This window comes from Brevibacillus sp. YAE8, assembly GCF_057543335.1.
Genome location: NZ_BAAIYG010000027.1, coordinates 1 through 24,047 on the forward strand (window position 1 = coordinate 1; position 24,047 = coordinate 24,047).

At 55.6% G+C, this 24,047-nt stretch carries 22 protein-coding genes and 1 pseudogene; 10 read left to right on the plus strand and 13 right to left on the minus strand.

From position 1 onward, the window contains the following. Positions 1 to 151: 151 nt before the first annotated feature. Together AC27IT_RS22280 and AC27IT_RS22285 are read right to left on the minus strand one after the other, a co-directional pair. Complete coding sequence (locus AC27IT_RS22280; RefSeq protein WP_005828118.1) at positions 152 to 1,603, minus strand: recombinase family protein; 1,452 nt, start codon at positions 1,601 to 1,603, stop codon at positions 152 to 154. Between the two features lie 138 nt (positions 1,604 to 1,741). Next, positions 1,742 to 2,062: a winged helix-turn-helix transcriptional regulator gene (locus tag AC27IT_RS22285; RefSeq protein WP_005828119.1), complete on the minus strand. Its 321-nt coding sequence runs from the start codon at positions 2,060 to 2,062 to the stop codon at positions 1,742 to 1,744. Between the two features lie 259 nt (positions 2,063 to 2,321). Between AC27IT_RS22285 and AC27IT_RS22290 the strand changes: the two genes are divergently transcribed. After that, complete coding sequence (locus AC27IT_RS22290; RefSeq protein WP_026557880.1) at positions 2,322 to 3,440, plus strand: YheC/YheD family endospore coat-associated protein; 1,119 nt, start codon at positions 2,322 to 2,324, stop codon at positions 3,438 to 3,440. Between the two features lie 68 nt (positions 3,441 to 3,508). Here AC27IT_RS22290 and AC27IT_RS22295 read toward each other — a convergent pair whose 3' ends face one another. Beyond that, positions 3,509 to 4,960: a recombinase family protein gene (locus tag AC27IT_RS22295; RefSeq protein ID WP_005828118.1), complete on the minus strand. Its 1,452-nt coding sequence runs from the start codon at positions 4,958 to 4,960 to the stop codon at positions 3,509 to 3,511. A gap of 138 nt (positions 4,961 to 5,098) precedes the next feature. Then, positions 5,099 to 5,419: a winged helix-turn-helix transcriptional regulator gene (locus tag AC27IT_RS22300; RefSeq protein WP_005828119.1), complete on the minus strand. Its 321-nt coding sequence runs from the start codon at positions 5,417 to 5,419 to the stop codon at positions 5,099 to 5,101. 259 nt (positions 5,420 to 5,678) lie between these two features. Here AC27IT_RS22300 and AC27IT_RS22305 point away from each other — a divergent pair, with 259 nt between their 5' ends. Then, the gene (locus AC27IT_RS22305; RefSeq protein WP_026557880.1) at positions 5,679 to 6,797 is read left to right on the plus strand and encodes a YheC/YheD family endospore coat-associated protein; all 1,119 of its coding nucleotides are present in this window, start codon (positions 5,679 to 5,681) and stop codon (positions 6,795 to 6,797) included. 88 nt (positions 6,798 to 6,885) lie between these two features. Here AC27IT_RS22305 and AC27IT_RS22310 read toward each other — a convergent pair. Further along, positions 6,886 to 7,299, minus strand: a pseudogene (locus AC27IT_RS22310) (trypsin-like peptidase domain-containing protein); the annotation flags it as partial. A 288-nt stretch (positions 7,300 to 7,587) separates the two neighbouring features. On the opposite strand from AC27IT_RS22310, the gene AC27IT_RS22315 reads away from it, so the two are divergent. Further along, complete coding sequence (locus AC27IT_RS22315) at positions 7,588 to 8,130, plus strand: PadR family transcriptional regulator (protein WP_005828125.1); 543 nt, start codon at positions 7,588 to 7,590, stop codon at positions 8,128 to 8,130. A gap of 188 nt (positions 8,131 to 8,318) precedes the next feature. Here the strand turns inward: AC27IT_RS22315 and AC27IT_RS22320 are convergent, their stop codons facing one another. Both AC27IT_RS22320 and AC27IT_RS22325 read right to left on the minus strand, forming a co-directional pair. Further along, complete coding sequence (locus tag AC27IT_RS22320; protein WP_007783187.1) at positions 8,319 to 9,431, minus strand: aminopeptidase; 1,113 nt, start codon at positions 9,429 to 9,431, stop codon at positions 8,319 to 8,321. A 157-nt stretch (positions 9,432 to 9,588) separates the two neighbouring features. Continuing rightward, complete coding sequence (locus AC27IT_RS22325; protein ID WP_007783189.1) at positions 9,589 to 9,681, minus strand: YjcZ family sporulation protein; 93 nt, start codon at positions 9,679 to 9,681, stop codon at positions 9,589 to 9,591. A gap of 212 nt (positions 9,682 to 9,893) precedes the next feature. On the opposite strand from AC27IT_RS22325, the gene AC27IT_RS22330 reads away from it, so the two are divergent. The 3 genes from AC27IT_RS22330 (at position 9,894) to ytxJ (ending at position 11,247) form a co-directional block, all read left to right on the plus strand. Beyond that, positions 9,894 to 10,127 (plus strand): hypothetical protein, encoded by a 234-nt coding sequence (locus tag AC27IT_RS22330; RefSeq protein WP_238501066.1) that lies wholly within the window; start codon positions 9,894 to 9,896, stop codon positions 10,125 to 10,127. Between the two features lie 251 nt (positions 10,128 to 10,378). Further along, positions 10,379 to 10,777, plus strand: a complete 399-nt coding sequence (locus tag AC27IT_RS22335) for a hypothetical protein (protein WP_005828130.1) — start codon at positions 10,379 to 10,381, stop codon at positions 10,775 to 10,777. Positions 10,778 to 10,920: 143 nt separating this feature from the next. Continuing rightward, on the plus strand, positions 10,921 to 11,247 hold the full coding sequence (gene ytxJ / locus AC27IT_RS22340; protein WP_025843920.1) for a bacillithiol system redox-active protein YtxJ: 327 nt from the start codon (positions 10,921 to 10,923) through the stop codon (positions 11,245 to 11,247). Positions 11,248 to 11,350: 103 nt separating this feature from the next. On the opposite strand, the gene AC27IT_RS22345 is transcribed toward ytxJ, so the two are convergent. Then, a complete protein-coding gene (locus tag AC27IT_RS22345) occupies positions 11,351 to 13,528 on the minus strand; it encodes a cell division protein FtsA (protein WP_051353942.1) in 2,178 nt (725 codons plus the stop codon). A gap of 286 nt (positions 13,529 to 13,814) precedes the next feature. Between AC27IT_RS22345 and AC27IT_RS22350 the strand changes: the two genes are divergently transcribed. From AC27IT_RS22350 to AC27IT_RS22365, 4 genes are all read left to right on the plus strand, one after another. Beyond that, positions 13,815 to 14,912, plus strand: a complete 1,098-nt coding sequence (locus AC27IT_RS22350) for a bifunctional 3-deoxy-7-phosphoheptulonate synthase/chorismate mutase (RefSeq protein WP_005828135.1) — start codon at positions 13,815 to 13,817, stop codon at positions 14,910 to 14,912. Positions 14,913 to 15,041: 129 nt separating this feature from the next. Beyond that, complete coding sequence (locus AC27IT_RS22355; RefSeq protein ID WP_005828137.1) at positions 15,042 to 15,350, plus strand: metal-sensitive transcriptional regulator; 309 nt, start codon at positions 15,042 to 15,044, stop codon at positions 15,348 to 15,350. A gap of 115 nt (positions 15,351 to 15,465) precedes the next feature. Further along, positions 15,466 to 16,476, plus strand: coding sequence for a catabolite control protein A (ccpA, locus tag AC27IT_RS22360; RefSeq protein ID WP_025843922.1), 1,011 nt, complete (start codon positions 15,466 to 15,468; stop codon positions 16,474 to 16,476). 35 nt (positions 16,477 to 16,511) lie between these two features. Further along, on the plus strand, positions 16,512 to 17,447 hold the full coding sequence (locus tag AC27IT_RS22365) for a 5'-methylthioadenosine/adenosylhomocysteine nucleosidase (RefSeq protein WP_005828140.1): 936 nt from the start codon (positions 16,512 to 16,514) through the stop codon (positions 17,445 to 17,447). Between the two features lie 116 nt (positions 17,448 to 17,563). Here the strand turns inward: AC27IT_RS22365 and AC27IT_RS22370 are convergent, their stop codons facing one another. The 5 genes from AC27IT_RS22370 to AC27IT_RS22390 form a co-directional block, all read right to left on the minus strand. Next, complete coding sequence (locus tag AC27IT_RS22370) at positions 17,564 to 18,721, minus strand: acetoin utilization protein AcuC (protein WP_005828143.1); 1,158 nt, start codon at positions 18,719 to 18,721, stop codon at positions 17,564 to 17,566. Continuing rightward, positions 18,718 to 19,362: a CBS and ACT domain-containing protein gene (locus AC27IT_RS22375; RefSeq protein ID WP_025843923.1), complete on the minus strand. Its 645-nt coding sequence runs from the start codon at positions 19,360 to 19,362 to the stop codon at positions 18,718 to 18,720. Before AC27IT_RS22375 ends, AC27IT_RS22370 begins: the two co-directional genes overlap by 4 nt. A 41-nt stretch (positions 19,363 to 19,403) precedes the next feature. After that, positions 19,404 to 20,036, minus strand: coding sequence for a hypothetical protein (locus tag AC27IT_RS22380; RefSeq protein WP_005828146.1), 633 nt, complete (start codon positions 20,034 to 20,036; stop codon positions 19,404 to 19,406). Positions 20,037 to 20,113: 77 nt separating this feature from the next. After that, on the minus strand, positions 20,114 to 23,254 hold the full coding sequence (locus AC27IT_RS22385) for a penicillin-binding protein 1A (protein ID WP_025843924.1): 3,141 nt from the start codon (positions 23,252 to 23,254) through the stop codon (positions 20,114 to 20,116). Positions 23,255 to 23,385: 131 nt separating this feature from the next. After that, entirely contained in the window at positions 23,386 to 23,949 is a 564-nt protein-coding gene (locus tag AC27IT_RS22390) for a LysE family transporter (RefSeq protein WP_025843925.1), read from the minus strand. Positions 23,950 to 24,047 lie beyond the last annotated feature (98 nt).

Here is a 24,047-nt window from a genome sequence, read left to right on the forward strand (position 1 = left end):
GCCGGGGTTGATGGCGGCATCGGTCTGGAAAATTTCTTCGTACATTCGCTTGGCAACCTGAAGGCGGCGGTTTTTGGCGCTGATGATTCCGGCAGTTACAGAGTTTTCCAATCCAAGTGGAGAACCGCCTGTGTGCAAAGAGGCAGACTATTTAATGAAAGACAAGGTGCTGAAGGCAGATGGCGCGCTCTTGGCGCTGCCCCGCCGCGGTGGAAGATACGGTTGCCTCCACGCGCCGGATGAGAATGGAGACGAGCAGGCGGCGTTCTTCCTCGCTGGCATGGGACCAGATGAGGGGCCACTCCGTCAGCAGGCTGGGGTCGGGGAGAGGAGCAGCAGGGAGGAAGGCAGCTCGCGGAGGATTCGATTCGTCCGCTTCCGATTGCAATGCCGCCATTTTTTCGCGAAACGCTTCGAGGGAGAGCAGCCCTTCCTCGTAGGCTGCCTCCCAGCGCCGCCGTTTGCGCTCCCGCTTCCGCTCCAGCTCCTCTGCGCTCGCGCCAGCGACTGGGCGAAGCGATTCCCGTGCTTCCGCATAAGCGGCGAGCGCTTCTTTTGCATAGCGCATCAGCTCGGTGAGAATCGCCTGCTCCAGCCGATCTTCGCGGATGGCAGGGGCGTCGCAGCGACCAGCCTGCTTGTTTTTACATAAATAGTAGCGATGCACATACAGCCTCCCGCCGCTTTTGCTCTTCGCCGTTTTTCCGCGCATCGGCGCGTTGCAGCGCGAGCAGTAGAGCAGACCGGAAAAAGAAAACGACGAGCCGAGGACGCGCGGATGGAGCGAACCGCGTGCCGCCATTTTTTTTTGCACGCGGGCAAAGCACGCTTTGTCGATGATCGCAGGATGCGTCGCTTCCTCGATAATCCACTCCTCGGGCGCGTTTTGGCGCTGGAGCGAATCGGTGTAGTTCCAGCGCAAAGCCCCGTGGTACACCGGGTTTTTCAACAGGCGCAGGACGGCGCTTGCACTCCAGCGTGCGCCATTTTTTCCGCGCAGACCTTCGCGGTTCGCCCATTCGGCGATCTGGCGGGGAGACTCGCCTTTTTCGTAGCGGGCAAACATCTCGCGCACGCCAGCGGCCTCCGCGGGCTGGACAGTCAATTCCCCGGCCAGAAGCTCGTAACCAAAAGGCGGCGGGCCGCCTGGCCGTTTGCGTTCCCGCGCCATTTGCTCCATGCCGAGCTTGACCCGCTCCGCCAAATTTTCCCGCTCCCACTGCGCAAGCGCCGCCACCAGCGTAATAAACAGCCGGCCGATCGCCGTCGTCGTATCGTACACCTCCGTGCAGCTTTTGAAGCGCACGTCGTACTTTTCAAATTCCTGCAGCAGCCGATACAAATCCAGCACGGAGCGGGTGAGGCGATCGAGCCGATAGACGAGCACGACGTCGATGTTCCCTTCCCGGATATCGCGCAGGAGCCGCTTGAGCGCGGGGCGGTTTGTGTCCTTGGCGCTGATCCCTTCGTCGGCGTAGATCGCCGCAACCTCCCACCCTTGAGAGTGAACGTAAGCCAACAGCTTTTCCCGCTGGGCCGGGATCGAAAAGCCTTCCCGCGCCTGGTCTTCGGTGCTGACGCGCATGTAGACAGCCGTTCGCATCGGATTCCCTCCCGTCGACTGAGGTTGCTAGAGTCTACAGCAAAATGCCGGTTTGTATGCCTGGCCCGCAAAAGAAAACTCGGCGTTTCCAAGCACAAAAAAACCCCGCTCATCCTTTTTTGGACAAGTGGGGCGACGCTACATCCATTTTTGTCCCCATTCGTGAATGGATTCAATGACCGGACGCAGATCCCTTCCTTTTTCTGTCAATTCATACTCGATGCGAACAGGGATTTCCGGATATACCTTGCGCTCCAAAATTCCCAGCTCCTCCAGCTCTTTCAGCCGTTCCGAGAGCATTTTGTCGCTCATGTGCGGAACCATCTCGCGAATATCCTTGAAGCGAACAGCGCCGCGCAGCAACACGTGAATGATTAGACCTGTCCAGCGTTTGCCCAGGACATTAATGGCGCATTCGTACTTGGGACACATGTGTTCGCCAGCAAACTCTTGACTCATGTCGGCGTCACCTCTATATTGCATGGTTGTGTTATCGCTTATTGTACCAGATAAGCTTGAAAAAAGTAAGTAACGAAGTGTTTGGGGACCGCCCCTCTATGTTGTTGCCTATTGGGCCCGTATGTATGCGGACGAATTTGGCCGACCGCCTGCGGATGGGCCTGGAGGCGATCAAGCCCGATTCGCCAACGAAGCGTTTCGCATGCAGGCAAACGCACATAAACTGTGGCGAACGATTCGAGAAGAAGAGGGTGTTAAGATGCTTCCCAAACGGGTGATCGGGATTTTGACCTGGCGCCAGGGACAGCGCTTTGGCGAGCCGGACTATTTGCGCAAGCTCGTGCTGGCCGGGCAGAAGCTGGGGGCAGAAATCTACCTGTTTTCGCATCAGGACGTACACGGAAAAGAAAAAAAGATCAGAGGCTTTGTGCCGAAAGCAGGGGGCGGCTGGACCAGCCGATGGTTTCCCTGGCCGGAGGTGGTTATTGACCGTTATCGGCGGCGCGTGCCAGAGTACATCCGCATGCGCAACAGCGACCTGTTTTTCTTTGCGAACAGCCCGTTTTCCAAAAAGTGGCGCGTGACGCAACTGCTGGCCAAAGACGAACGGGTCAAACGCTGGATTCCCGAGACGCATTTGTACGAAAAAAAGAAAATGACAAGCATGCTGGCGCGTTACCCGCTGGTGTATGTCAAGCCGGGGAACGGTTCCGGCGGCAAAAGCATTTTGCGGGTAGCGGCTGTCGGCAAGGAATATGCCCTTTCCGGGCGCGACAAGCAGTATCAGGTGCATACGGCCAGGCTGGACAGCAAGGCGGCCGTGGAGAACTGGGTCGGCCGCTGGGTTGCGGAGCAGCGAATTGCCGATGGCAACTTTTTGGTGCAGCAAGGGCTTGATCTCGGGCTGATCCCCAATCATGTGGTGGATGTGCGGGTGTTAATCCAAAAAGACGCGGAAGGCGAATGGAGTGTGACAGGCAGCGGGGTTCGCATCGGGGAGCCAGGCAGCTCCACTTCCAATCTGCACGGCGGAGGACGGGCAGTTCCATTTGTGCCGCTGATCGAAAGCTGTTTCGGGAGAAGGCAGGCGCCGCACACCATCCGGGAATGCCACTTGCTTGCCCATGAGGTGGCGAGCACCTTGGAGGACTATTTCGGCCGGATGATGGAGTTTGGTCTGGACATCGGAGTGGATGTGAACGGGCAGGTGTGGCTGATCGAGGTCAATCCGAAGCCGGGACGCGAAGTTTTTCGCCAGATCGGGGAGCTGGACACGTATGCCAAAGCCATCGAGCGTCCGGTGCAGTTCGCGCTCTACCTTGCCCGCAGCAGGCAAAACCGGATGGCTCCGGAGAAGGTGCGCCGCGCCGGAGTCTGAGCGATAGCCTGGTTTTTGTCGCTATGGCAGCAAGCGGGGAACCGCCTGTGTGCAAAGAGGCAGACTATTTAATGAAAGACAAGGTGCTGAAGGCAGATGGCGCGCTCTTGGCGCTGCCCCGCCGCGGTGGAAGATACGGTTGCCTCCACGCGCCGGATGAGAATGGAGACGAGCAGGCGGCGTTCTTCCTCGCTGGCATGGGACCAGATGAGGGGCCACTCCGTCAGCAGGCTGGGGTCGGGGAGAGGAGCAGCAGGGAGGAAGGCAGCTCGCGGAGGATTCGATTCGTCCGCTTCCGATTGCAATGCCGCCATTTTTTCGCGAAACGCTTCGAGGGAGAGCAGCCCTTCCTCGTAGGCTGCCTCCCAGCGCCGCCGTTTGCGCTCCCGCTTCCGCTCCAGCTCCTCTGCGCTCGCGCCAGCGACTGGGCGAAGCGATTCCCGTGCTTCCGCATAAGCGGCGAGCGCTTCTTTTGCATAGCGCATCAGCTCGGTGAGAATCGCCTGCTCCAGCCGATCTTCGCGGATGGCAGGGGCGTCGCAGCGACCAGCCTGCTTGTTTTTACATAAATAGTAGCGATGCACATACAGCCTCCCGCCGCTTTTGCTCTTCGCCGTTTTTCCGCGCATCGGCGCGTTGCAGCGCGAGCAGTAGAGCAGACCGGAAAAAGAAAACGACGAGCCGAGGACGCGCGGATGGAGCGAACCGCGTGCCGCCATTTTTTTTTGCACGCGGGCAAAGCACGCTTTGTCGATGATCGCAGGATGCGTCGCTTCCTCGATAATCCACTCCTCGGGCGCGTTTTGGCGCTGGAGCGAATCGGTGTAGTTCCAGCGCAAAGCCCCGTGGTACACCGGGTTTTTCAACAGGCGCAGGACGGCGCTTGCACTCCAGCGTGCGCCATTTTTTCCGCGCAGACCTTCGCGGTTCGCCCATTCGGCGATCTGGCGGGGAGACTCGCCTTTTTCGTAGCGGGCAAACATCTCGCGCACGCCAGCGGCCTCCGCGGGCTGGACAGTCAATTCCCCGGCCAGAAGCTCGTAACCAAAAGGCGGCGGGCCGCCTGGCCGTTTGCGTTCCCGCGCCATTTGCTCCATGCCGAGCTTGACCCGCTCCGCCAAATTTTCCCGCTCCCACTGCGCAAGCGCCGCCACCAGCGTAATAAACAGCCGGCCGATCGCCGTCGTCGTATCGTACACCTCCGTGCAGCTTTTGAAGCGCACGTCGTACTTTTCAAATTCCTGCAGCAGCCGATACAAATCCAGCACGGAGCGGGTGAGGCGATCGAGCCGATAGACGAGCACGACGTCGATGTTCCCTTCCCGGATATCGCGCAGGAGCCGCTTGAGCGCGGGGCGGTTTGTGTCCTTGGCGCTGATCCCTTCGTCGGCGTAGATCGCCGCAACCTCCCACCCTTGAGAGTGAACGTAAGCCAACAGCTTTTCCCGCTGGGCCGGGATCGAAAAGCCTTCCCGCGCCTGGTCTTCGGTGCTGACGCGCATGTAGACAGCCGTTCGCATCGGATTCCCTCCCGTCGACTGAGGTTGCTAGAGTCTACAGCAAAATGCCGGTTTGTATGCCTGGCCCGCAAAAGAAAACTCGGCGTTTCCAAGCACAAAAAAACCCCGCTCATCCTTTTTTGGACAAGTGGGGCGACGCTACATCCATTTTTGTCCCCATTCGTGAATGGATTCAATGACCGGACGCAGATCCCTTCCTTTTTCTGTCAATTCATACTCGATGCGAACAGGGATTTCCGGATATACCTTGCGCTCCAAAATTCCCAGCTCCTCCAGCTCTTTCAGCCGTTCCGAGAGCATTTTGTCGCTCATGTGCGGAACCATCTCGCGAATATCCTTGAAGCGAACAGCGCCGCGCAGCAACACGTGAATGATTAGACCTGTCCAGCGTTTGCCCAGGACATTAATGGCGCATTCGTACTTGGGACACATGTGTTCGCCAGCAAACTCTTGACTCATGTCGGCGTCACCTCTATATTGCATGGTTGTGTTATCGCTTATTGTACCAGATAAGCTTGAAAAAAGTAAGTAACGAAGTGTTTGGGGACCGCCCCTCTATGTTGTTGCCTATTGGGCCCGTATGTATGCGGACGAATTTGGCCGACCGCCTGCGGATGGGCCTGGAGGCGATCAAGCCCGATTCGCCAACGAAGCGTTTCGCATGCAGGCAAACGCACATAAACTGTGGCGAACGATTCGAGAAGAAGAGGGTGTTAAGATGCTTCCCAAACGGGTGATCGGGATTTTGACCTGGCGCCAGGGACAGCGCTTTGGCGAGCCGGACTATTTGCGCAAGCTCGTGCTGGCCGGGCAGAAGCTGGGGGCAGAAATCTACCTGTTTTCGCATCAGGACGTACACGGAAAAGAAAAAAAGATCAGAGGCTTTGTGCCGAAAGCAGGGGGCGGCTGGACCAGCCGATGGTTTCCCTGGCCGGAGGTGGTTATTGACCGTTATCGGCGGCGCGTGCCAGAGTACATCCGCATGCGCAACAGCGACCTGTTTTTCTTTGCGAACAGCCCGTTTTCCAAAAAGTGGCGCGTGACGCAACTGCTGGCCAAAGACGAACGGGTCAAACGCTGGATTCCCGAGACGCATTTGTACGAAAAAAAGAAAATGACAAGCATGCTGGCGCGTTACCCGCTGGTGTATGTCAAGCCGGGGAACGGTTCCGGCGGCAAAAGCATTTTGCGGGTAGCGGCTGTCGGCAAGGAATATGCCCTTTCCGGGCGCGACAAGCAGTATCAGGTGCATACGGCCAGGCTGGACAGCAAGGCGGCCGTGGAGAACTGGGTCGGCCGCTGGGTTGCGGAGCAGCGAATTGCCGATGGCAACTTTTTGGTGCAGCAAGGGCTTGATCTCGGGCTGATCCCCAATCATGTGGTGGATGTGCGGGTGTTAATCCAAAAAGACGCGGAAGGCGAATGGAGTGTGACAGGCAGCGGGGTTCGCATCGGGGAGCCAGGCAGCTCCACTTCCAATCTGCACGGCGGAGGACGGGCAGTTCCATTTGTGCCGCTGATCGAAAGCTGTTTCGGGAGAAGGCAGGCGCCGCACACCATCCGGGAATGCCACTTGCTTGCCCATGAGGTGGCGAGCACCTTGGAGGACTATTTCGGCCGGATGATGGAGTTTGGTCTGGACATCGGAGTGGATGTGAACGGGCAGGTGTGGCTGATCGAGGTCAATCCGAAGCCGGGACGCGAAGTTTTTCGCCAGATCGGGGAGCTGGACACGTATGCCAAAGCCATCGAGCGTCCGGTGCAGTTCGCGCTCTACCTTGCCCGCAGCAGGCAAAACCGGATGGCTCCGGAGAAGGTGCGCCGCGCCGGAGTCTGAGCGATAGCCTGGTTTTTGTCGCTATGGCAGCAAGCGGGGAACCGACACTGATGACCCATTCACCAACCTTGGTATGAGAAGAGTTGCCGAGCGGCAAAGGGTAAAGCTTGCAGTCCGCGTCAATTTTAATGACAGCATAATCTCTGACTCGATCAGCGATGATGCGCTTGGCTTCAAATACCTTGCCGTTGAACAGCTTGACAAAAATATTTTTCGATTTGCCGATGACATGCTCGCTGGTCAAGATATAACCTCTAGGATGGAAGATAAATCCGGAGCCGAAGCTGCGCTCGGTAGGCGTTGTCGATTTATCTTCGTGATCGATGAGGCTGCGGATCAGGGTATCGACGTCTTTAGCAAGGGGGGCGTCTTCTGTCACGATGGAGACGACTCCCTCCTGAACTCGCTCTACAATCGGAACAAAAAAATTGAACGGGTGCAGACTGCTGCTGCTCACAGGGTACTTTACTCGCGTATATTGGGACCATCTTTTACTTTTCACAAATCTCTCCCCCTACAGCAGTAGTTAGGTATATATCATCTTATGGAGGGGCGAAAGGGAAGGGACGCCCAATTTGGTTCGGCCAGTGTGTTATATCATTATTTTTGATTGATATAATAAAGAAATAGCATTGGTATAATTATTAGAATCGAATTATAATACATGTAGTTAGAGAATATTTTGAACATAAAGGCTAAGCAGATGAATACCTGTACTTGTCTGAAAAGAGGGAATAATCTGCCTTGTCTGTAGAGAGAGAAAAAGAAAGATAATGGAGGATGCGAAGAGATGGATGTAAAAACGATCATACTTGGCTTTTTGAGCTACGGAGAGATGAGTGGGTACGATATCAAGCAGGCGTTTTCCAATAGCATTGGATTTTTCTACGACGCCAGCTTTGGAGCGATATACCCTGCGCTGCGCAAGCTGGAGGAAGAAGGACTGGTCACCAAGCAAGAAGTGATCCAGTCTGGAAAGCCCAATAAAATTTTGTACCAGATCACGGCACAAGGAAAAGAAGTGTTCCGTCAGGAAATCCAGACGCCGATTTTGCCTCCGGTGCTACGCTCCGACATGCTGGTGAAAATTTTCTTCGGCAAGAGCCGCACGCCAGAGGAGCAAAGAGACATGCTGGAAAGCTGTCTGAATCTGCAACGGCAAATGCTTCAGCAAAGCCGGGCGTCTTTTAAAAAGCTGGAGCTGCAATTTGACGAATATCAGCGCTTTTGCTGGGAATACACGATTCACCACCTGGAGTCGACGATTGCCTTTTTGGAGCAAAAGATGCCGACTCTCGTGAAGCAGCCAGCCTTGTCCGCTGCCTCCGGCTAAGCATAAGGCCGGCAGATGAGCTTTTCCAACCGATAACCGCATAAGCAAAAGAGGCTTCGCCAGAAACAGTCGGCGAAGCCTTTGTTTTTTGCGCTGCAGCAAGCTGGACACGCTTGGTCCTTCGCCTTTTGTGCAAGCAAAAGGCTTCGCCGGCCGAAAAAAGCATGGCGAAGCCAGGTCCAGACAGCTTACTTCAAGTTTTCCGGGTTGAGGCATTCGAGCTCAGGCACGACGAAGCGGCCGTCTTTGCGGATCAGGCGGTCGTCAAACCAGATTTCGCCGCCGCCCCACTCTGGGCGCTGGATCATCACCAGATCCCAGTGGATCGAGGACTTGTTGCCGTTGAAAGCGTCGTCGTAAGCTTGCCCTGGTGTAAAGTGGAAGCTGCCGTCGATTTTTTCATCGAACAAGATGTCTTTCATCGGGTTTTGGATGTAAGGGTTGACCCCGATCGCAAATTCGCCGACGTAGCGCGCGCCTTCATCGGTGTCGAACACTTCGTTGATTTTTTTCGTGTCGTTCGCGGTCGCTTCAATGATTTTTCCGTCCTTGAACGTCAGCTTGATGTTGTCGTATGTAAAGCCTTGGTACGGGGATGGCGTGTTGTAGGCGATCGTGCCGTTGACGGAGTCGCGCACAGGTGCCGTAAAGACTTCCCCGTCCGGAATGTTGGCTTCGCCCGCGCATTTGATCGCAGGGATGCCTTTGATCGAGAAGGTCAGGTCTGTGCCTGGTCCTACGATGCGCACCTTGTCGGTTTTTTCCATCAGCTCGACGAGGTTGTCCATCGCTTTGTCCATTTTGCCGTAGTCGAGCGTGCACACCTTGAAGTAAAAATCTTCGAAGGCAGCAGTGCTCATGTTGGCAAGCTGGGCCATGGAAGCGTTCGGGTAGCGGAGCACGACCCATCTCGTTTCCGGCACGCGCACGTCGAGCACAGGGCGCATCAGCAGCTTGGAGTACAGTTGCATTTTGTCGCCAGGCACGTCAGCCAGCTCGCTAATGTTGTCGCCGCCGCGAATGCCGATGTAGCAATCCATCTGCTTCATGAAGGAGACGTCTGCCTCGCGCATGACGCCAAGCTGGGTTTCGTTTACGCCGAGCAGCAGCTCGCGCTGGATGCTCTGGTCGATCAGTTGAACGTAAGGATTGCCTCCAGCTTCGTACACTTTGGCAATGACTGCTTTCGTCAAGTCCGTCACATTGCCGACGGCGTAGATTAAAACGTTTTCACCCTTTTGCACGCGGGTGGAGTAGTTGACCAGTACGTCTGCCAATTTTTCAATACGCGGATCTTTCATAGGAAGGGGATCCCTCGCTTTCCATATCATATCAGTATGTATTGTACACAAATCGCATAGAAAAAAGCTACCCATGCAAGGGTAGCGTGCGGAGGAAACGCGTTTACAGGATTCGGTTCTTCATGTATATGCAGCGTCCTGCGCCAATATGGCTATGTCAATCGCAGCCGCAGCCGATGATGACCAGCAGGATAAAAAGAATCAACACTAAGGTGAAATCATCGAGGTCTCCATTGAAAATGCTGCTCATAGGATGAACATCCTCCTTGTTGTGTGTTAAGCCTCTTGTGCTTACATCCATAACATATGGGTTTTTGCACAGTCCCGATACGGGCATTCGCCCATTTTTGGGAAGATTCTTTCAGTTTGGCCCACATCACTTTGCATGTTTATTATTCTGAAAAGCAGGAAAAGCTAGAGGATACGAAAAGACTTTGCAAAAAACGAAAGGATGTTATGGCGATGCAAAGATCATCATCGAGTCTTGTGCACGATCTTGTCCCAATTACCATCAATGTAGGCGAGGATTTCAAATCCATTGTGTGGAAAGCCCAGTACGATATGGATTTCAATACGGAATGCTTGTTTTGCTTTTCAGAGCGCATTACAGGATACCGGGTGGAAGACGAGGCAGGGCATTCCGGCAAGGTAGCTGTCTGCCCGCACTGTGAAAAGGTCAACGCGATTTACGCATAAGCACGGCAAAAGCCGGCAGCCAAAAACGATGCTCTCAAGCTGGAGGGCATCGTTTTTTCGTTTTTTCACGTGCGGGCGCTGGGCTTATATGCGGAGAAAAACGTTTGTTCCAGTGCCAAAAGGACCAGTCTGTGCCGTACTATATCTGCCACTGTATCCACCATGTACCACCTGGCGTTTAGCAGGATTGAAGAAGGCGGTCACGAATAGTATGAGAGGTATACATATGTAGATAGTTAGGGGTGAACTTTGTGCAAAAGAAATGCAGCCGCTGCGGGAATGACATGGAGATCGTCCTGCGCAATGTCGTGTATAAAAAACGGGTGAAAATCATGAATGTGCCCGTACACGTTTGCGTTGACGATTGCTGCGCTCATTCTCAGGTGGTAGATGTGATTAAGGATGATTTGAAATCACTCATGGAGGAACTGGGCCAACATCCGCAGCGCCAGGCGATCGAGTTTGAAGAGTTGTCAGAGTTATCCAACTTATTGGTACTTATTGCTAATGAGAAGGCAGACTCTTCGGTGCGAGAAGTGCTGGGCGAGAGGGTCAACGAGCTTCTGGATCTGTTTTTGTTGGCGCAGTCCCTAGGCGATCAAAAATGGATGCTGGAATTGCGTGAGCGATTGACAAAAATCATGGTATAAGAAAAAGGAGGCGCTGTTGCAGGCGGCTCCTTTTTGGTATGTCCGCGCGGCCGCTTTTTGCTCCCTGCACCGCAAACGTAGACTTCGCTATCCAGATTTCGCTATACTGAAAACCAATAGCGACTCAAAAGGAGAGATACATGGTGGCACAAAAACAGCTTCATTCGCTCGAGGAACTGGACCAGTTCGTGGCCCAAAAAGGCAAAAAGCTTTTGTTCAAGCATAGCACCATCTGCCCGATCAGCACGTCTGCTTACGAGGAGTTCCAGGCGTACTTGCTGGAGCATTCGCTGGAAGCGGCTGTCATCCTGGTGCGGGAAGATCGCCCGGTGTCCAACGCGGTCGCCGAGCGTTTTGCGATCAAGCACGAATCCCCGCAAATTTTCCTGCTGGAAGACGGCGAAGTGAAATGGCACACGTCGCACTGGAAAATTACCAAGGATGCGATCAGCCAGGCGGTAGGGGCTTAAAAGACATCATCACGCAAAAAAGAGCTGTCGGTTCAATTCCGCAGCTCTTTTTTTGTGCAGATAAATCTTCCTCACGGCTTGGTGAGTCAAGCTTTTCAGATGGCTACTCCCAATACAGCTCCAGCTTGTCTCCGCTTTTCAGCTCGGTCTGGAAGCTGGCTTGCTCGCCGTTCACCAGCATGACAAAACCGGAGATGCTTTCGCTTTCCGGCTTCTCCAGCGAGAAGTTGACAAAGCGGAAGACGTCGCTGAATACAGGCGGAGCGGCTGGCGTAGATTTTACGGTAATCACCGCGCCGTCCGGCACCAGCTCGTCTGCCGCGGCCGCTTTTCCGTCCACGGTGATCGACACTTGCGCCACTGGCAGCACTACGCGTTCGCCGTTAAAGTACACAGTCATCGTCTCCTGGACCCACTCTTCCAGCGGAATCACATCGCGAATGGCCGGCGGCGGAACTTCCTCCAGGCGATAGTGCAGCTCATCGCCTTGCCGCACAGAATCGCTGTAAGCGGCGGGCTTGCCGTTTAACAAGAGGACCGGATTGTGGGAAGGCAGCGTATAAGACTGGCCGTTCACGCTGAAATGCAGCCCGGTTTGCGCAGGCTGTTTTTCTGACGGGAACAGCCCGGCTGACTCCAGCACCTCGGACACGGTGCGGGGGAGGCGAATCTCGACTTCTGCGCGATCGCTCAACTGGTCGTCAAGCTCGGCAGGGGTGCCGTTTACCCGGATCACTGGCCCGAGCGAGAGCGGACGGTCGTTGCAGAGGATGTCCAATGTGTCCAACTGGTCGAGCAGGTCGCGCACCATGACGCTGGCGTCCACGCCGTTAGTTCCGGCGACCACTGTAATGCTGTCCCCGTCGGCAATCGGCGAGTCGAGACTCGCCGCTTCGCCGTTTTTCAAGATGACCGGAGGCGTGCCGTGACCGCCGGGAATCATTTTCATCCTCCCGTTGACGGTGACGCTCATCGCCAGGCCCGGTCTGCCGTAGAGACGGCGAATGTCCAGCCCGGCGGCAATCAAGGAATCGCCCAAGGACATTTTCCGCAGGTCGAAAATACGCAGCGGCGTGTCGTTGACCGTGACGGTGACGTAGCGCAGAGGATGGCGGCGTGCGGCAACCGCGATTCCGACTGGCGTCACAAACTCCGGGCCGCTGAGCGCCGGATTGTCTCCCACGAACTGCTTGATGGCATCGCCGCCTCTGACCGCGACGCGCGCGGCAGGCATGTTCAAAAACTGGGCGACTTTTCCCGTCAAGCCAGGAGTGAGGCTGCCGCCGCCGATCAGCATGACAGCTTGCGGCGCTTTGCCGTTCAGCTCGATGATTTTCGTCGCGATCTTCTCTGCGAGCTGCGAGATGTCAGCCTCAATCGCGCTGGTTATTTCGGCTGCGCTCATCGTATGCTCCATGCCGAGAATGTCCGTGAAGGTGACGGACTCACGGGTGGAGAGCAGGCGCTTGACCTCTTCTGCCATCGGAAAATCGAGCAAAAAGGCATTCATCAGCGCGTCTGTGATCTCGTCTCCGGCTACCGGGACCATGCCGTAAGCCGTAATCGCGCCTTCCTCGGTCAAGGCGACGTCAGAGGTGCCCGCGCCGATGTCGACGAGGGCAATGTTGAGCCTGCGCATGGTCACAGGGATGAGCACGTTGATGGCGGCAATCGGCTCCAGCGTGAGCGCCTGCATCTCCAGATCGCACCGCTTCAGGGCGGCGATCAGCGAGTCGACGACGACCCGCGGGAGGAACGTCGCGATCACGTCTGCGCTGGCCGTATCGCCGCGCTGGTCGATCAGGCTGCCGATCAGCTCTTCGTCCAGATAGTAGTTGACGACGCTGTAGCCGACACAGTAATAACGCGTGACATCTTGCTCGCGCAGCTCCTTCGCCAGATCAGCCTGTGCTTCCTGCACCGCGGCAAACTCCAGCGCCACGACATCCTCGCGCGTAATAAACGCGTGTCTGGACAACGGCATGTCCACGCGCACGCGCCGGGTGCGTAGCGAGCGGCCGGCTGCCGCCACGGCTACTTGGTGCAGCGGGCCGTGTTTTTCTTCCAGTTCTTCTTTTATTTGCTTGATGACCTTCGCGACAGCGACGACGTCGTGAATCTGACCGTCCAGCATGGAGCGCTCGTCGTGCTCGCGAATCGCGCAATCCAGCACGCGAAACTGGTCTTTTGTCGATTCCACAATCAGTCCGACGACGCTGCGCGTTCCGATATCTAAGGAAAAAATCAGCTCAGGGGAGCCTGGTTCTGTATAGGCTGACAAAGGCAAGTCACTCCCTCGTTTTCGTGTAAATCTGCAGGAATAGATGAAGAAAGCAGTTAGAACATATATCCATTTGATTCGACCCAAGCGACAAAGAATCCTGTCGAAACAAGGAATCTTCCCGTTTTTGGCGAAGAATTTGCAAAGGTAAAAAAACATAAATAATTTACTTTCGCGCTTTTTGGCGCTAAACTGCTGACAAGGGAGTATGAATCGATTATAATAACCCTAATTTATCGCCAACCACCTAGTTGACCCATATAAAAAGAGGAGAGTGGAGAGACACATGGCACACGACCAAATTGAAACCATGCGCAAGCAGATAGACGAAATCAATCTGCAAATCTTGGATTTAATCAACCAGCGGGCGACATTGGTGCAAGAGCTGGGCAAAGAAAAGGAAAAGCAGGGCAGCAGCCGCTTCGATCCTGAGCGCGAGCGCCAAATGCTCAACCTGATCGTGGAAAACAACAAAGGTCCGTTCAACGACAGCACAGTCCGCCACCTGTTCAAGCAAATTTTCCAAGTATCTTTGGAACTGCAAAACGAAGACAAGAAAAAAGTACTGCTGGTCAGCCGCAAGAAAAAAGCGGAAGACACCGTGATTACGGTAAAAGGCGTCGAGTTCGGCGGAAAGAGTCCGATCCTGATCGCTGGCCCTTGCTCCGTAGAAAGCTACGAGCAAGTGAGAGCTGTCGCGGAGAACCACGCGAAGCGCGGTCTGAGAACATTGCGCGGCGGCGCATACAAGCCTCGTACGTCTCCATACGACTTCCAAGGTCTTGGCGTAGAAGGTTTGAAAATCTTGAAGCGCATCGGGGACGAGTTCAACCTCGTAACCATCAGCGAAATCGTGACGCCTGCCGATCTGGAAATGGCAGCCGAGTACATCGACGTCATCCAAATCGGTGCGCGCAACATGCAAAACTTCGAATTGCTGAAAGCAGCGGGCCGCGTGAACAAACCTATCCTGCTCAAGCGCGGCTTGGCGGCAACGATCGAGGAATTCATCTACGCAGCCGAGTACATCGTCTCCGAAGGCAATGCGCAAGTGATGTTGTGTGAGCGCGGTATCCGCACTTACGAAAAAGCGACGCGCAACACGCTCGACATCTCGGCTGTGCCGCTGCTCAAGCAGGAAACGCACTTGCCAGTATTCGTCGATGTGACACACTCCACTGGCCGCCGCGACCTGTTGCTGCCTTGCGCCAAAGCAGGATTTGCAATCGGCTCCGACGGCGTCATGGTCGAGGTTCACCCGGACCCGGACGTAGCGCTGTCCGATGCGAAGCAACAGCTCAACATTCCTCAATTCAACGAGTTCGTGGACGAATTGCTCGCTTCCGGCCTGTACAAAGGCGAAGTCGTAGCTGCAAGAGGATAACGAAACAGTTTGAAGTGAGTTTGCTGGCCCTTCCTGCGCGCGGGAAGGGCCTTTCTTATTTGACGAACCTTGGGCCGACCAAGTAAGCTAGGATTTAAGTGCTGATATCGGCAAAGGAGGCAATGCCAGATGAATGATCGTGACCACTGCTGCTCGTCTGATCGCGCCACCGTGCGGCCTGATAAAATCAAATCGAATCTCGTCTCCCGGCTCAACCGGGTCGAGGGGCAAATTCGCGGGATACGCGGGATGGTGGAAAAGGACGTCTACTGCGACGACATTCTCAACCAGATCGCGGCTGTGCAGTCCGCCTTGAATGCCGTGGGCAAAATGCTGCTGGAAGGACACATGAAAAGCTGTGTCATCGAGCGCATCCAGCAAGGCGATAGCGAAGTAATTGACGAGCTTTTGAAAACGATGAACAAACTAATGAAATAACGGCGGAAAAGGCCGCAAAAACGATTGCATCGATATACGGCTTGTCGTATCATAGGTGCATATATTTATGAAAATAACTATGAAAACCAATATATAGGGAAAGTGAGGGTGTGTGATGCCGGTTACAATCTACGACGTGGCAAGAGAAGCGGGGGTTTCGATGGCGACCGTCTCCCGTGTCGTCAACGGAAATCCGAACGTAAAGCCGTTGACCCGAAAAAAGGTACTGGCTGCAATTGAACGTCTGGGGTATCGACCCAATGCCGTTGCCCGCGGTCTCGCCAGCAAAAAAACAACAACCGTCGGTGTCATCATCCCGGATATCTCCAGTTTGTTTTTTTCCGAATTGGCGCGTGGGATTGAAGACATTGCTACCATGTACAAGTACAACATTATCCTCTGCAACTCTGACCAGCGGATGGAAAAGGAGCTGCAGCTCATCAATACGCTGCTCGAAAAGCAGGTGGACGGGCTGTTGTTCCTGGGAGCGGAGATCAAGGAGGACCATTTGCAGGCATTGACCAGCACGTCGGTGCCGACGGTTCTGGCTGCGACCCGCGATGCGGACAACGTGCTGCCGTCGGTGAGCATCGACCACTTCCAGGCTGCCTACGACGCGACAGAAGCGCTTGTTTCTCGCGGCCACAAGCGGATCGCGATGATCGCGGGTCCGCCTAACGACCCGCTCAGCGGCCTGATGCGCTACGAAGGGTACAAAAAGGCGCTGAAGGACGGCGGCATCAAGCTGGACGAGGAACTGGTGGCGACAGGCAACTACTTCTACGAGTCAGGCTTGTCGACGACGAAGGCATTTCTTGCTCTGTCCGAGCCGCCAACGGCGATTTTCGCCGCCAACGACGAAATGGCGATTGGCGCAATCCACGCCATCCAGGACTCCGGCCTGAACGTGCCGGGCGATATTGAAGTCATCGGCCACGACAACATCCGCCTCGTGGAAATGGTGCGTCCGCGCCTGACTTCCGTGGTGCAGCCAATGTACGATATCGGGGCCGTGGCGATGCGCCTGTTGACGAAGTACATGAACAACGAAAACGTGGAAGAGCACGTGGTGCTGCTGCCGCACCGGATCGAGTACCGGGAGAGCACGAAACCACAGCAGGCGTAATCGTTCTGCGGATGGACAGCATAGGAGGATGGATGATGCGGTACGGAATTATCGGCGCCATGGATGAAGAAATTGCGCTGTACCTGGAAGCGATGGAACAGACGGCTACGACCGTCAAAGCCGGAGTGACCTACTATACGGGCAAGATGGAAGGAAAAGAAGTCGTGCTGTGCAAATCGGGCGTCGGCAAGGTCAACGCTGCGGTCACGACGCAAATCTTGATCGACCAGTTCCAGGTGGAACGAGTCATTTTTACAGGGGTGGCCGGAGCGGTTCACCCGGAATTGAACATTGGTGATATCGTCGTCTCGACAGATTGCCTCCAGCACGATATCGACGTGACGCCGCTCGGCTTTGCCCCAGGGCAAATTCCTTTTACCGAGCAGTGGACGTGGCAAGCCGACCAAGAGCTGATGCAGCAGGCGATCGAAGCGGGCAAGGAGTTGGAAGCAGGCGTCCAGGTCGTGAGCGGCCGTATTTTGTCCGGCGACCAGTTCGTGGCGAGCCGGGAAAAAGTGCAATGGCTGTATGAGCAGTTCGGCGCTCACTGCACAGAGATGGAAGGGGCCGCGGTCGGACAAGTATGTGCGATGAACGGCGTGCCGTTTGTCGTGGTGCGCTCCATGTCCGACAAGGCAGACGGCTCTGCGCACGTCAATTTTGTCGAGTTTACGAAGCTCGCCTCGCAGCGCTCGTACGCGATTGTCCGCAACATGCTGACCGCCTCCACAGGCGCGGCGCAACCGGGAGTGATCGTCTACTCGACGAAAAACTGCGTCGATTGCGACATGGTCAAGCAATGGCTGACGGCAAAAGGCATTTCCTTCGAAGTGCGCGACGTCATGACCAGCCGCGCTTACCAGGAGGAAGTCGAGCGCTTTGGCTTCATGGGCGTTCCGGTGACAGTCGTCGGCGACAAAGCGGTCAAAGGCTTTGCACCGGCTGAGTTGGAAGCACTTGTGCAAAAATAGCGAAAAACGAAGAAGCGGGAAGAACGGCATCGCAAGGGGATGCGCGGTCTGCCCGCTTTTTTTGTTCCCTCTTGCCTCTTGCCACGCACAGGAGAGCAAAAAAAGAGCAAGCAAACTCATTTGCCTGCTCCAGTCGGCGCGTACAGAATTGCCCGCTCCAGAGTAATCCGGTTTTTTTCGGTAATCTCCGCCCGGCGGGGAATCGCCGGAAACGGTTCGTCAAACAGGCGCAGCGGCAACTGCAAATCAGTCTGCGGCTGCCAGCGCTGAAGCCAGCCGGGCGGCAGGTCGCCGTCTTCCAGCGGCTGATCGCTCATTTCGCTCCAAAGCAGCGTCCACGCTCGCGGCACGACCCGCCAAATGTCGTAGCCCCCGCCGCCTACCGCGATCCAGCGGCCGTCGCAATACTCATGGGCGAGCCGATGGGCAAGCCGGGGAATCGACTGGTAAATTTTCATCGAGCAGGAGAGGTGCGTCAGCGGATCAAACGTATGCGCATCGCAGCCGTTTTGCGTCAAGATCACGTCCGGCTTGAAGCCGTGCGCCAGCTTGGCTACCAGCTCCTCGTATACCTCCAAAAACGAATCGTCTTCCGTGAAGGCGTCGAGCGGGACATTGACGGAAAATCCGTAACCGCTTCCATCCCCGCGTTCCGACAGATTGCCCGTTCCTGGAAACAGGTATTTTCCCGTCTCATGGATGGAAACGGTCAGGACATTAGGATCATCGTAAAACGCCCATTGGACGCCGTCGCCATGATGCGCATCCGTGTCGATGTACATGACGCGGGCATTCCAATGCTTGCGCAAATAGGCGATGGCGACGGAGCAGTCGTTGTAGATGCAAAAGCCGGAAGCGCGTCCGCGAAAAGCGTGGTGCAGCCCGCCCGCCGGATTGAAGGCGTGCGCTGCCTCTCCTTGCATGACAGCATCGACGGCATTCAGCGTCCCTCCGACAATGAGGGCAGCCGATTCGTGCATATTCCGAAAACAGGGGACGTCCTCGGTGCCAAGGCCGTAGCTCATCGCCTGCGGCAGCTCTGCTTCGCTGTGCCCCTGCTCGCGGACGAACTCGATGTAGCGCCTGTCGTGGACGAGGGCGAGCTCGTCGTCCGTTGCCATGCGCGGCGCCAGCAAGTCTGACTCTGTGAGCAGGCCGTAGCTGCTCATCAGATCGTGCATGAGCAGCAGACGGCGCTGATTAAACGGGTGGTCATCGTGAAAGTAATACTTCGTGTAGTCGGGGGAGTAGATCAGACGAGCGTTCCGGCTCACAGGAGTACCCCCCCGTCTGTCGGTCCGATGACGTCAAAGCCTCTTTGCAGCAGCAATTGGGTCACGACGCGCGGATCAATCGTCTGGACGCGGAAGACCAGGTTCTTTTTCCCGGGGTTTTTGCCTGGAAACACAATGACGCTGGTGACGTTGACCTGGGCTTCGCGAAACACCTGGCTGACCTCTGCCAGCATGCCGACGCGATCTTCTACTTCTACCTCGATATGGGAGCTGGGCTTGTTGACGCCGAACAGCTCAATCAGGCTGGAAAACAGGTCGGATTCCGTCACAATCCCGACCAGGCGGCTTCCTTCCACGATCGGCAGCGAACCGATTTTATGCTCGTAAATTTGCAGGGCGGCGTCTTCGATGAAGTCAAGCGGGTGGGCGGTGATGACCTGTTTTTGCATGATGTCAGCCACAGGCTTGTGCAGGACGGTGTCGTCGTCATCATGGGTAAGCAGGCGGGAGGGAAGGGCATCGCGCAGATCGCGGTCTGAGACGATGCCGACCAGCATGTCATTTTCAATGACGGGCAAATGCCTGATGCGATTGGCTTTGAGCAGCAGTAGGGATTCTCCGATGGTAGTCGCAGGCTGAATGGAAACGACGTTTTTTCGCATGATATCTTCTACGCGCATGAATGAGGGCCTCCTTGCATCCTATGGAAAAGATGTCCAGACTAATAAAGAAAGCGATTCTGAAAGCGCATGGCATCAAAAGCGACGATTGTTTCAGCAGGAACTCGTTTTCCGATTTTGGCCATCAGACAGTTGGCGGGGTGCGAGCATATTTCCGGATCGTCTGTCGCCATCCAGGTCAGTCCGACGCTGCCCATTACTTTTTCCATGACCTTTCTGTACTGCCACACATCGAGTCCCGTTCCTTTCAAATCCCAATGCCAGTAATACTCGGTCGTAATAATGACGTAGTCTTCCATGGCGTCATCCATAAAGGCGACTTCAAGCAGTTTCTTGGCTACGCCGCCAGCCCGTACCTTGTGGCTGATTTCGATGGCGCCAAGCTCCAGCAGATCGGGCAGTTTGGCCATGGACCAGCGTTCCAGCGGATCGGGGTGGAGGAAGGTGACGTAGCCGAGCACAAGGTCCCCTTCCCGGGCGATGATGATGCGGCCTTCCGGGAGATCCGCTATTTCAATCAGGGCCTCATGCTGTTGCTCGGGGATGCGAAATGCCTTGAGTCCTTCATCGAAGCGCAAGTCAGCCAAATATCTCCCTGTAATCGGTCCTTCGATAAGCAGTTCTTTTCCGTTCACGACCATGCTCGCAGAGTGATAGCGTTTGACGTGTTCCATCGGTTCCCCCCCTAATGCTTGTAGAAAAAGAGAGATGGCGATTGTAACCATCTCTGCTGATTCTTCCTTACCTTAGTCTATTCTGTGGTGGTTGCTGTTACGTTGTTCGAATGTGGCGATTCTCCGTAACTGTTGACGGCGGTGATGTAGTAGCTGCCGTTCGGCACAGATGCCGTGTGAGTATAGCTCGTGGCGGATACCGTGTCGAGCAGCAAATAGCCGCTTGCCGCATCGGGGCTGAAATACACGTTATAGGCGATGACCTGCTCCGCTTGGCTGTTGCCTTTCCAGGACAGCTTCACGCTGTTTCCGCTCGTTTTGATCGACAGCGATTTCGGAGCGGAAGGCGGCGCGGCAGACGGGCTGTTCGTATTCGAGCCCGCATTGGAGTTCGAATTGCCGTTTCCGCCGTCTCCCGACCCTGATGGGCCAGGAGTGGTTTGGCCGTTTCCGCTGTTGTCAGTCGGCGTCGTGCCCGGATTTGCGCCTGGAATCTCCCACGTCTGGGCGCCGACAGAAGCGATGGCAGACGGCGAAGATTCGTTTCCGGCGATGTCGACCGCTGTGACATAGTAGCCTACGTCGCTTTGGCTTGCGGTCGTATCGGTGAAAGTCAGCTCAGCCGGATCTTTGACCGTGGCGATTTTGACGAAGCCGTTTTGCGCATCGGCGCGGTAGATGCGGTATCCTACCAGGTCAGGCTCTTTTGCCGACTGCCAGGAAAGCGCGATCTGCTTGCCGGAGCCGCTTGCGACGACGCCGCCTGGAGCGGCTGGCGTTCCGCCGACCTCTGTGCGCGGGTCTTCCTTGTCCGGCAGACGTTGTTCCCAATCTGGCGGCTGGACGGCAACGCTTTTGTTTTTGGCCTGAATCTGCTCCTTGGAAGGGAGCGGATCAGGGGAGCGGTAGAAGATGCCTTCGGTTACGAAATCGTCCGGAGTGCCTTCCTTCGCCAGATAGCGCTCGCCGTTGTACGTAATCAGGCGCGCTTTTTGGTGCGAGTCGTCCACCTTCGTCGGAACGAAGCGGCGGTTGAACAGATCGGTAATCAAATGCCCCGCCTGCTTGGACAGCTCGCTTGGCAGCAGCCCGGATTTGGAGTCGACTGTCGCCGTGACGATCCCCGACGGCTTCTGGAACGTAGCGTCAGGAGGAGACAGGTGTGGGTGCTTTTCGATAATTTCCTTCATGACCTTGCCCCAGACGACCATCGGCACGTATTTGTCTGCGTCCGGCATTGGGTACGGTTCGTCAAAGCCGACCCAGACACCCATGGACAGCTCCGGCGTGTAGCCGACGAACCACAAATCGTTGCTGTTGTTCGTAGTCCCGGTTTTACCTGCCACGTCGACCTTGCGCGGAACGAATTTGCGGATGTGCGTACCTGTTCCGGCATTGACGACGGAACGCATCATGTCCGTAATCAAATAAGCGGTTTGTTCGCTGTACACTTGCACGGGTTGGGCTTCGTGACGGTAGATCACTTTGCCCTGGCTGTCCTCGATCCGGTCGATGAGGTAGGCGTCCACGAACGAGCCGTGGTTGGCAAACGTGGCGTAGGCATTGGTCATTTCCTCTGCCGTCGTTCCGTATGTAAGTCCGCCGATTACGCCTGTCGCAGCGTAGTTGTCTGCGTCGACCAGCGTGGTGATGCCCATTTTCTTGACGTACTCCAGCGCGGTAGGGATTCCGACCTTCAAATACGTCTTGATCGCCGGGATGTTCCAGGACATCCGCAGCGCTTCCCGCGCGCTCATGATCCCTTGCCATTTGTTGTTCCAGTTTTTCGGCAGGTGAGAGCCGTTCTGGCCGTCGGCGAGCAGCACAGGTGCGTCGTCGATTGGCGAGGCTGGCTGCAAAAGTCCCAGCTCAAAGGCCGGAGCGTACGCCGCCAGCGGCTTCATGGCCGAACCAGGCTGGCGAGGAACCGTTGCGTGGTTCGTCTGCTCGACCGAGAAGTCGCGTCCGCCAATCATCCCCAGGATCGCTCCCGTTTTGTTGTGGATCAGCATGGCGCCGACTTCTTCCAGCGCGTTCTCGATTTTTTCCGTCTTGCCGTTCGAGCGGCGGATCGTGTAGGTGCGGTTTTTCCCGAAGTTTTTCGGGTCGGCCGCGACGGCCTGCATGATGCTGTAGACGTTTTTGTCAATCGTCGTGTGCACTTTGTAGCCTTTGCGCAAAATGTCGCGGCGCTTGTCCTCGACCAGTTGGCGGTATTCGTTGCGCCCGATAGTCGACTTGTCGCGCCCTTTTTCCGCGAGATCGGCATCGACGAGCTGACGGGCGGCCCGCTCCTCGATCTCCATCATCAAAAACGGAACTTCGCGATACGCCTGCTGGGTAGGCTTGGCCACCTGCGCCTTCAGATCGGCTTTGAGCGCGTCGTCGTATTGCGCCTGCGTGATGTAGCCGTTTTCCAGCATGCGGTCGAGCACCATTTTCTGGCGTTCCTTGCCGCGCTGGTAGCTCTCGGCGCGGAATGGCGAGTAGGCGCCAGGGTTTTGAATCATGCCCGCGAGATAAGAGCCTTCGCTCAGGTTCAATTCCTTTACATCCTTGCCAAAAATCCCTTTGGCGGCCGCCTGAACGCCGTAAACGTTCGAGCCGTTGGCGTTTTTTCCGAAGTAGATTTCGTTCATGTAGGCTTCCAAAATCTGGTCCTTGGAAAACATGCGCTCGATCCGGATGGCGCTGAAAATTTCCCGCGCTTTGCGGGTGTGGCTCACTTCAGCGGAGAGGATCGTATTTTTTACAAGCTGCTGCGTAATCGTACTACCGCCTGTCACGACAGGTTGGTTGGTAAATTCCTGAATCGCCCCGCGTAGCGTGGACTGGAAGGAAACGCCTGAATGGTGGTAGTAGTTTTTGTCTTCTGTTGCAATAATGGCGTTAATTAAATAAGGAGAAACGTCTGCTTTTTTCACCAAGCGCCGGTCGCCTTCCTCAGCCCGCAGTTGGCCGATGAGAGAGCCGTCGTTGTAGTAGGCGAATCCAGTCAGATAATTGGTGAAAATTTTGTCCTCCAGTTCCTCCTTGCTGCGCACTGGCTCGTCCTTCACGAGTGCGGCAACATAACCTGTCACGATTCCTCCGGCGACAGCAGCTCCCATGAGTCCAAGCAGAAACACCATCTGAACGATGACCCATATCAGTCTGCCACGGCTACGGCGTCGCTTTTTTTTCGACGGTTCAGAGGAAGATGTGTGGTTATTCGACATAGTCTACGACCCCCTAGCATACCTCCTGATTATACCATACGAGGAACCTTGAGGGTAGAAGCGATGAAAGGGACAATCGAGAAGTTCCGCGCCGCGTCACAATGTGTCAAAAACTGTTGAAGCGTAGGGGGCTACACGAGCAGCAAAACCGAGCTGAGCACCAGCAGCAGGGCCATCGCGACGTGAAAGGCGCGCTTGTGCCTGGACAAAACATTTTGAAAAAGGGAGCCAAACAAGCTCCAGCAAAACGAGCTGGCAAAGCCTGCGGCGCCGAGCAGGCTGGTCGCCGTGGAAAAGTAGGGCAGGATGAACGTGCCGACGACGCTCAGCCCGTACAGCACCCCTTTCGGATTGACGAACTGTAGCAGGACGCCTGTCGCAAACATGTTTTTGGCGTCCGCTTCGCTGTTTTCCTCCCCGCGGATGCTGGTGAGCATTTTGAACGCCAAATACCACATGTACAAGACGCCGAAAAAGGTCAAATAAGGCGTAACCGTAGGGATGTAGCTCGTGAGCAGCAGGTGAAAAAAGCTGCACAGCAAGATGAGGGCCAAAAATCCGCTGCTCACGCCGAGGCAAAAGCGGACAGTCTTTTTCAGGCCGTACTTGTTGGCGAACACCATTGCCATGATGTTGTTGGGACCAGGCGTGAAGTGGGACACAAATACAAAAAGCAAAAAGGACAAGACAGGCATCGTGAATCTCCCTCCTCTATCGTGTGCTATAATGACCGTATAGGTCGTTATGTTGTATGCGTTTTATTTTACAATCCGGTCGTTATATTGTACACGGG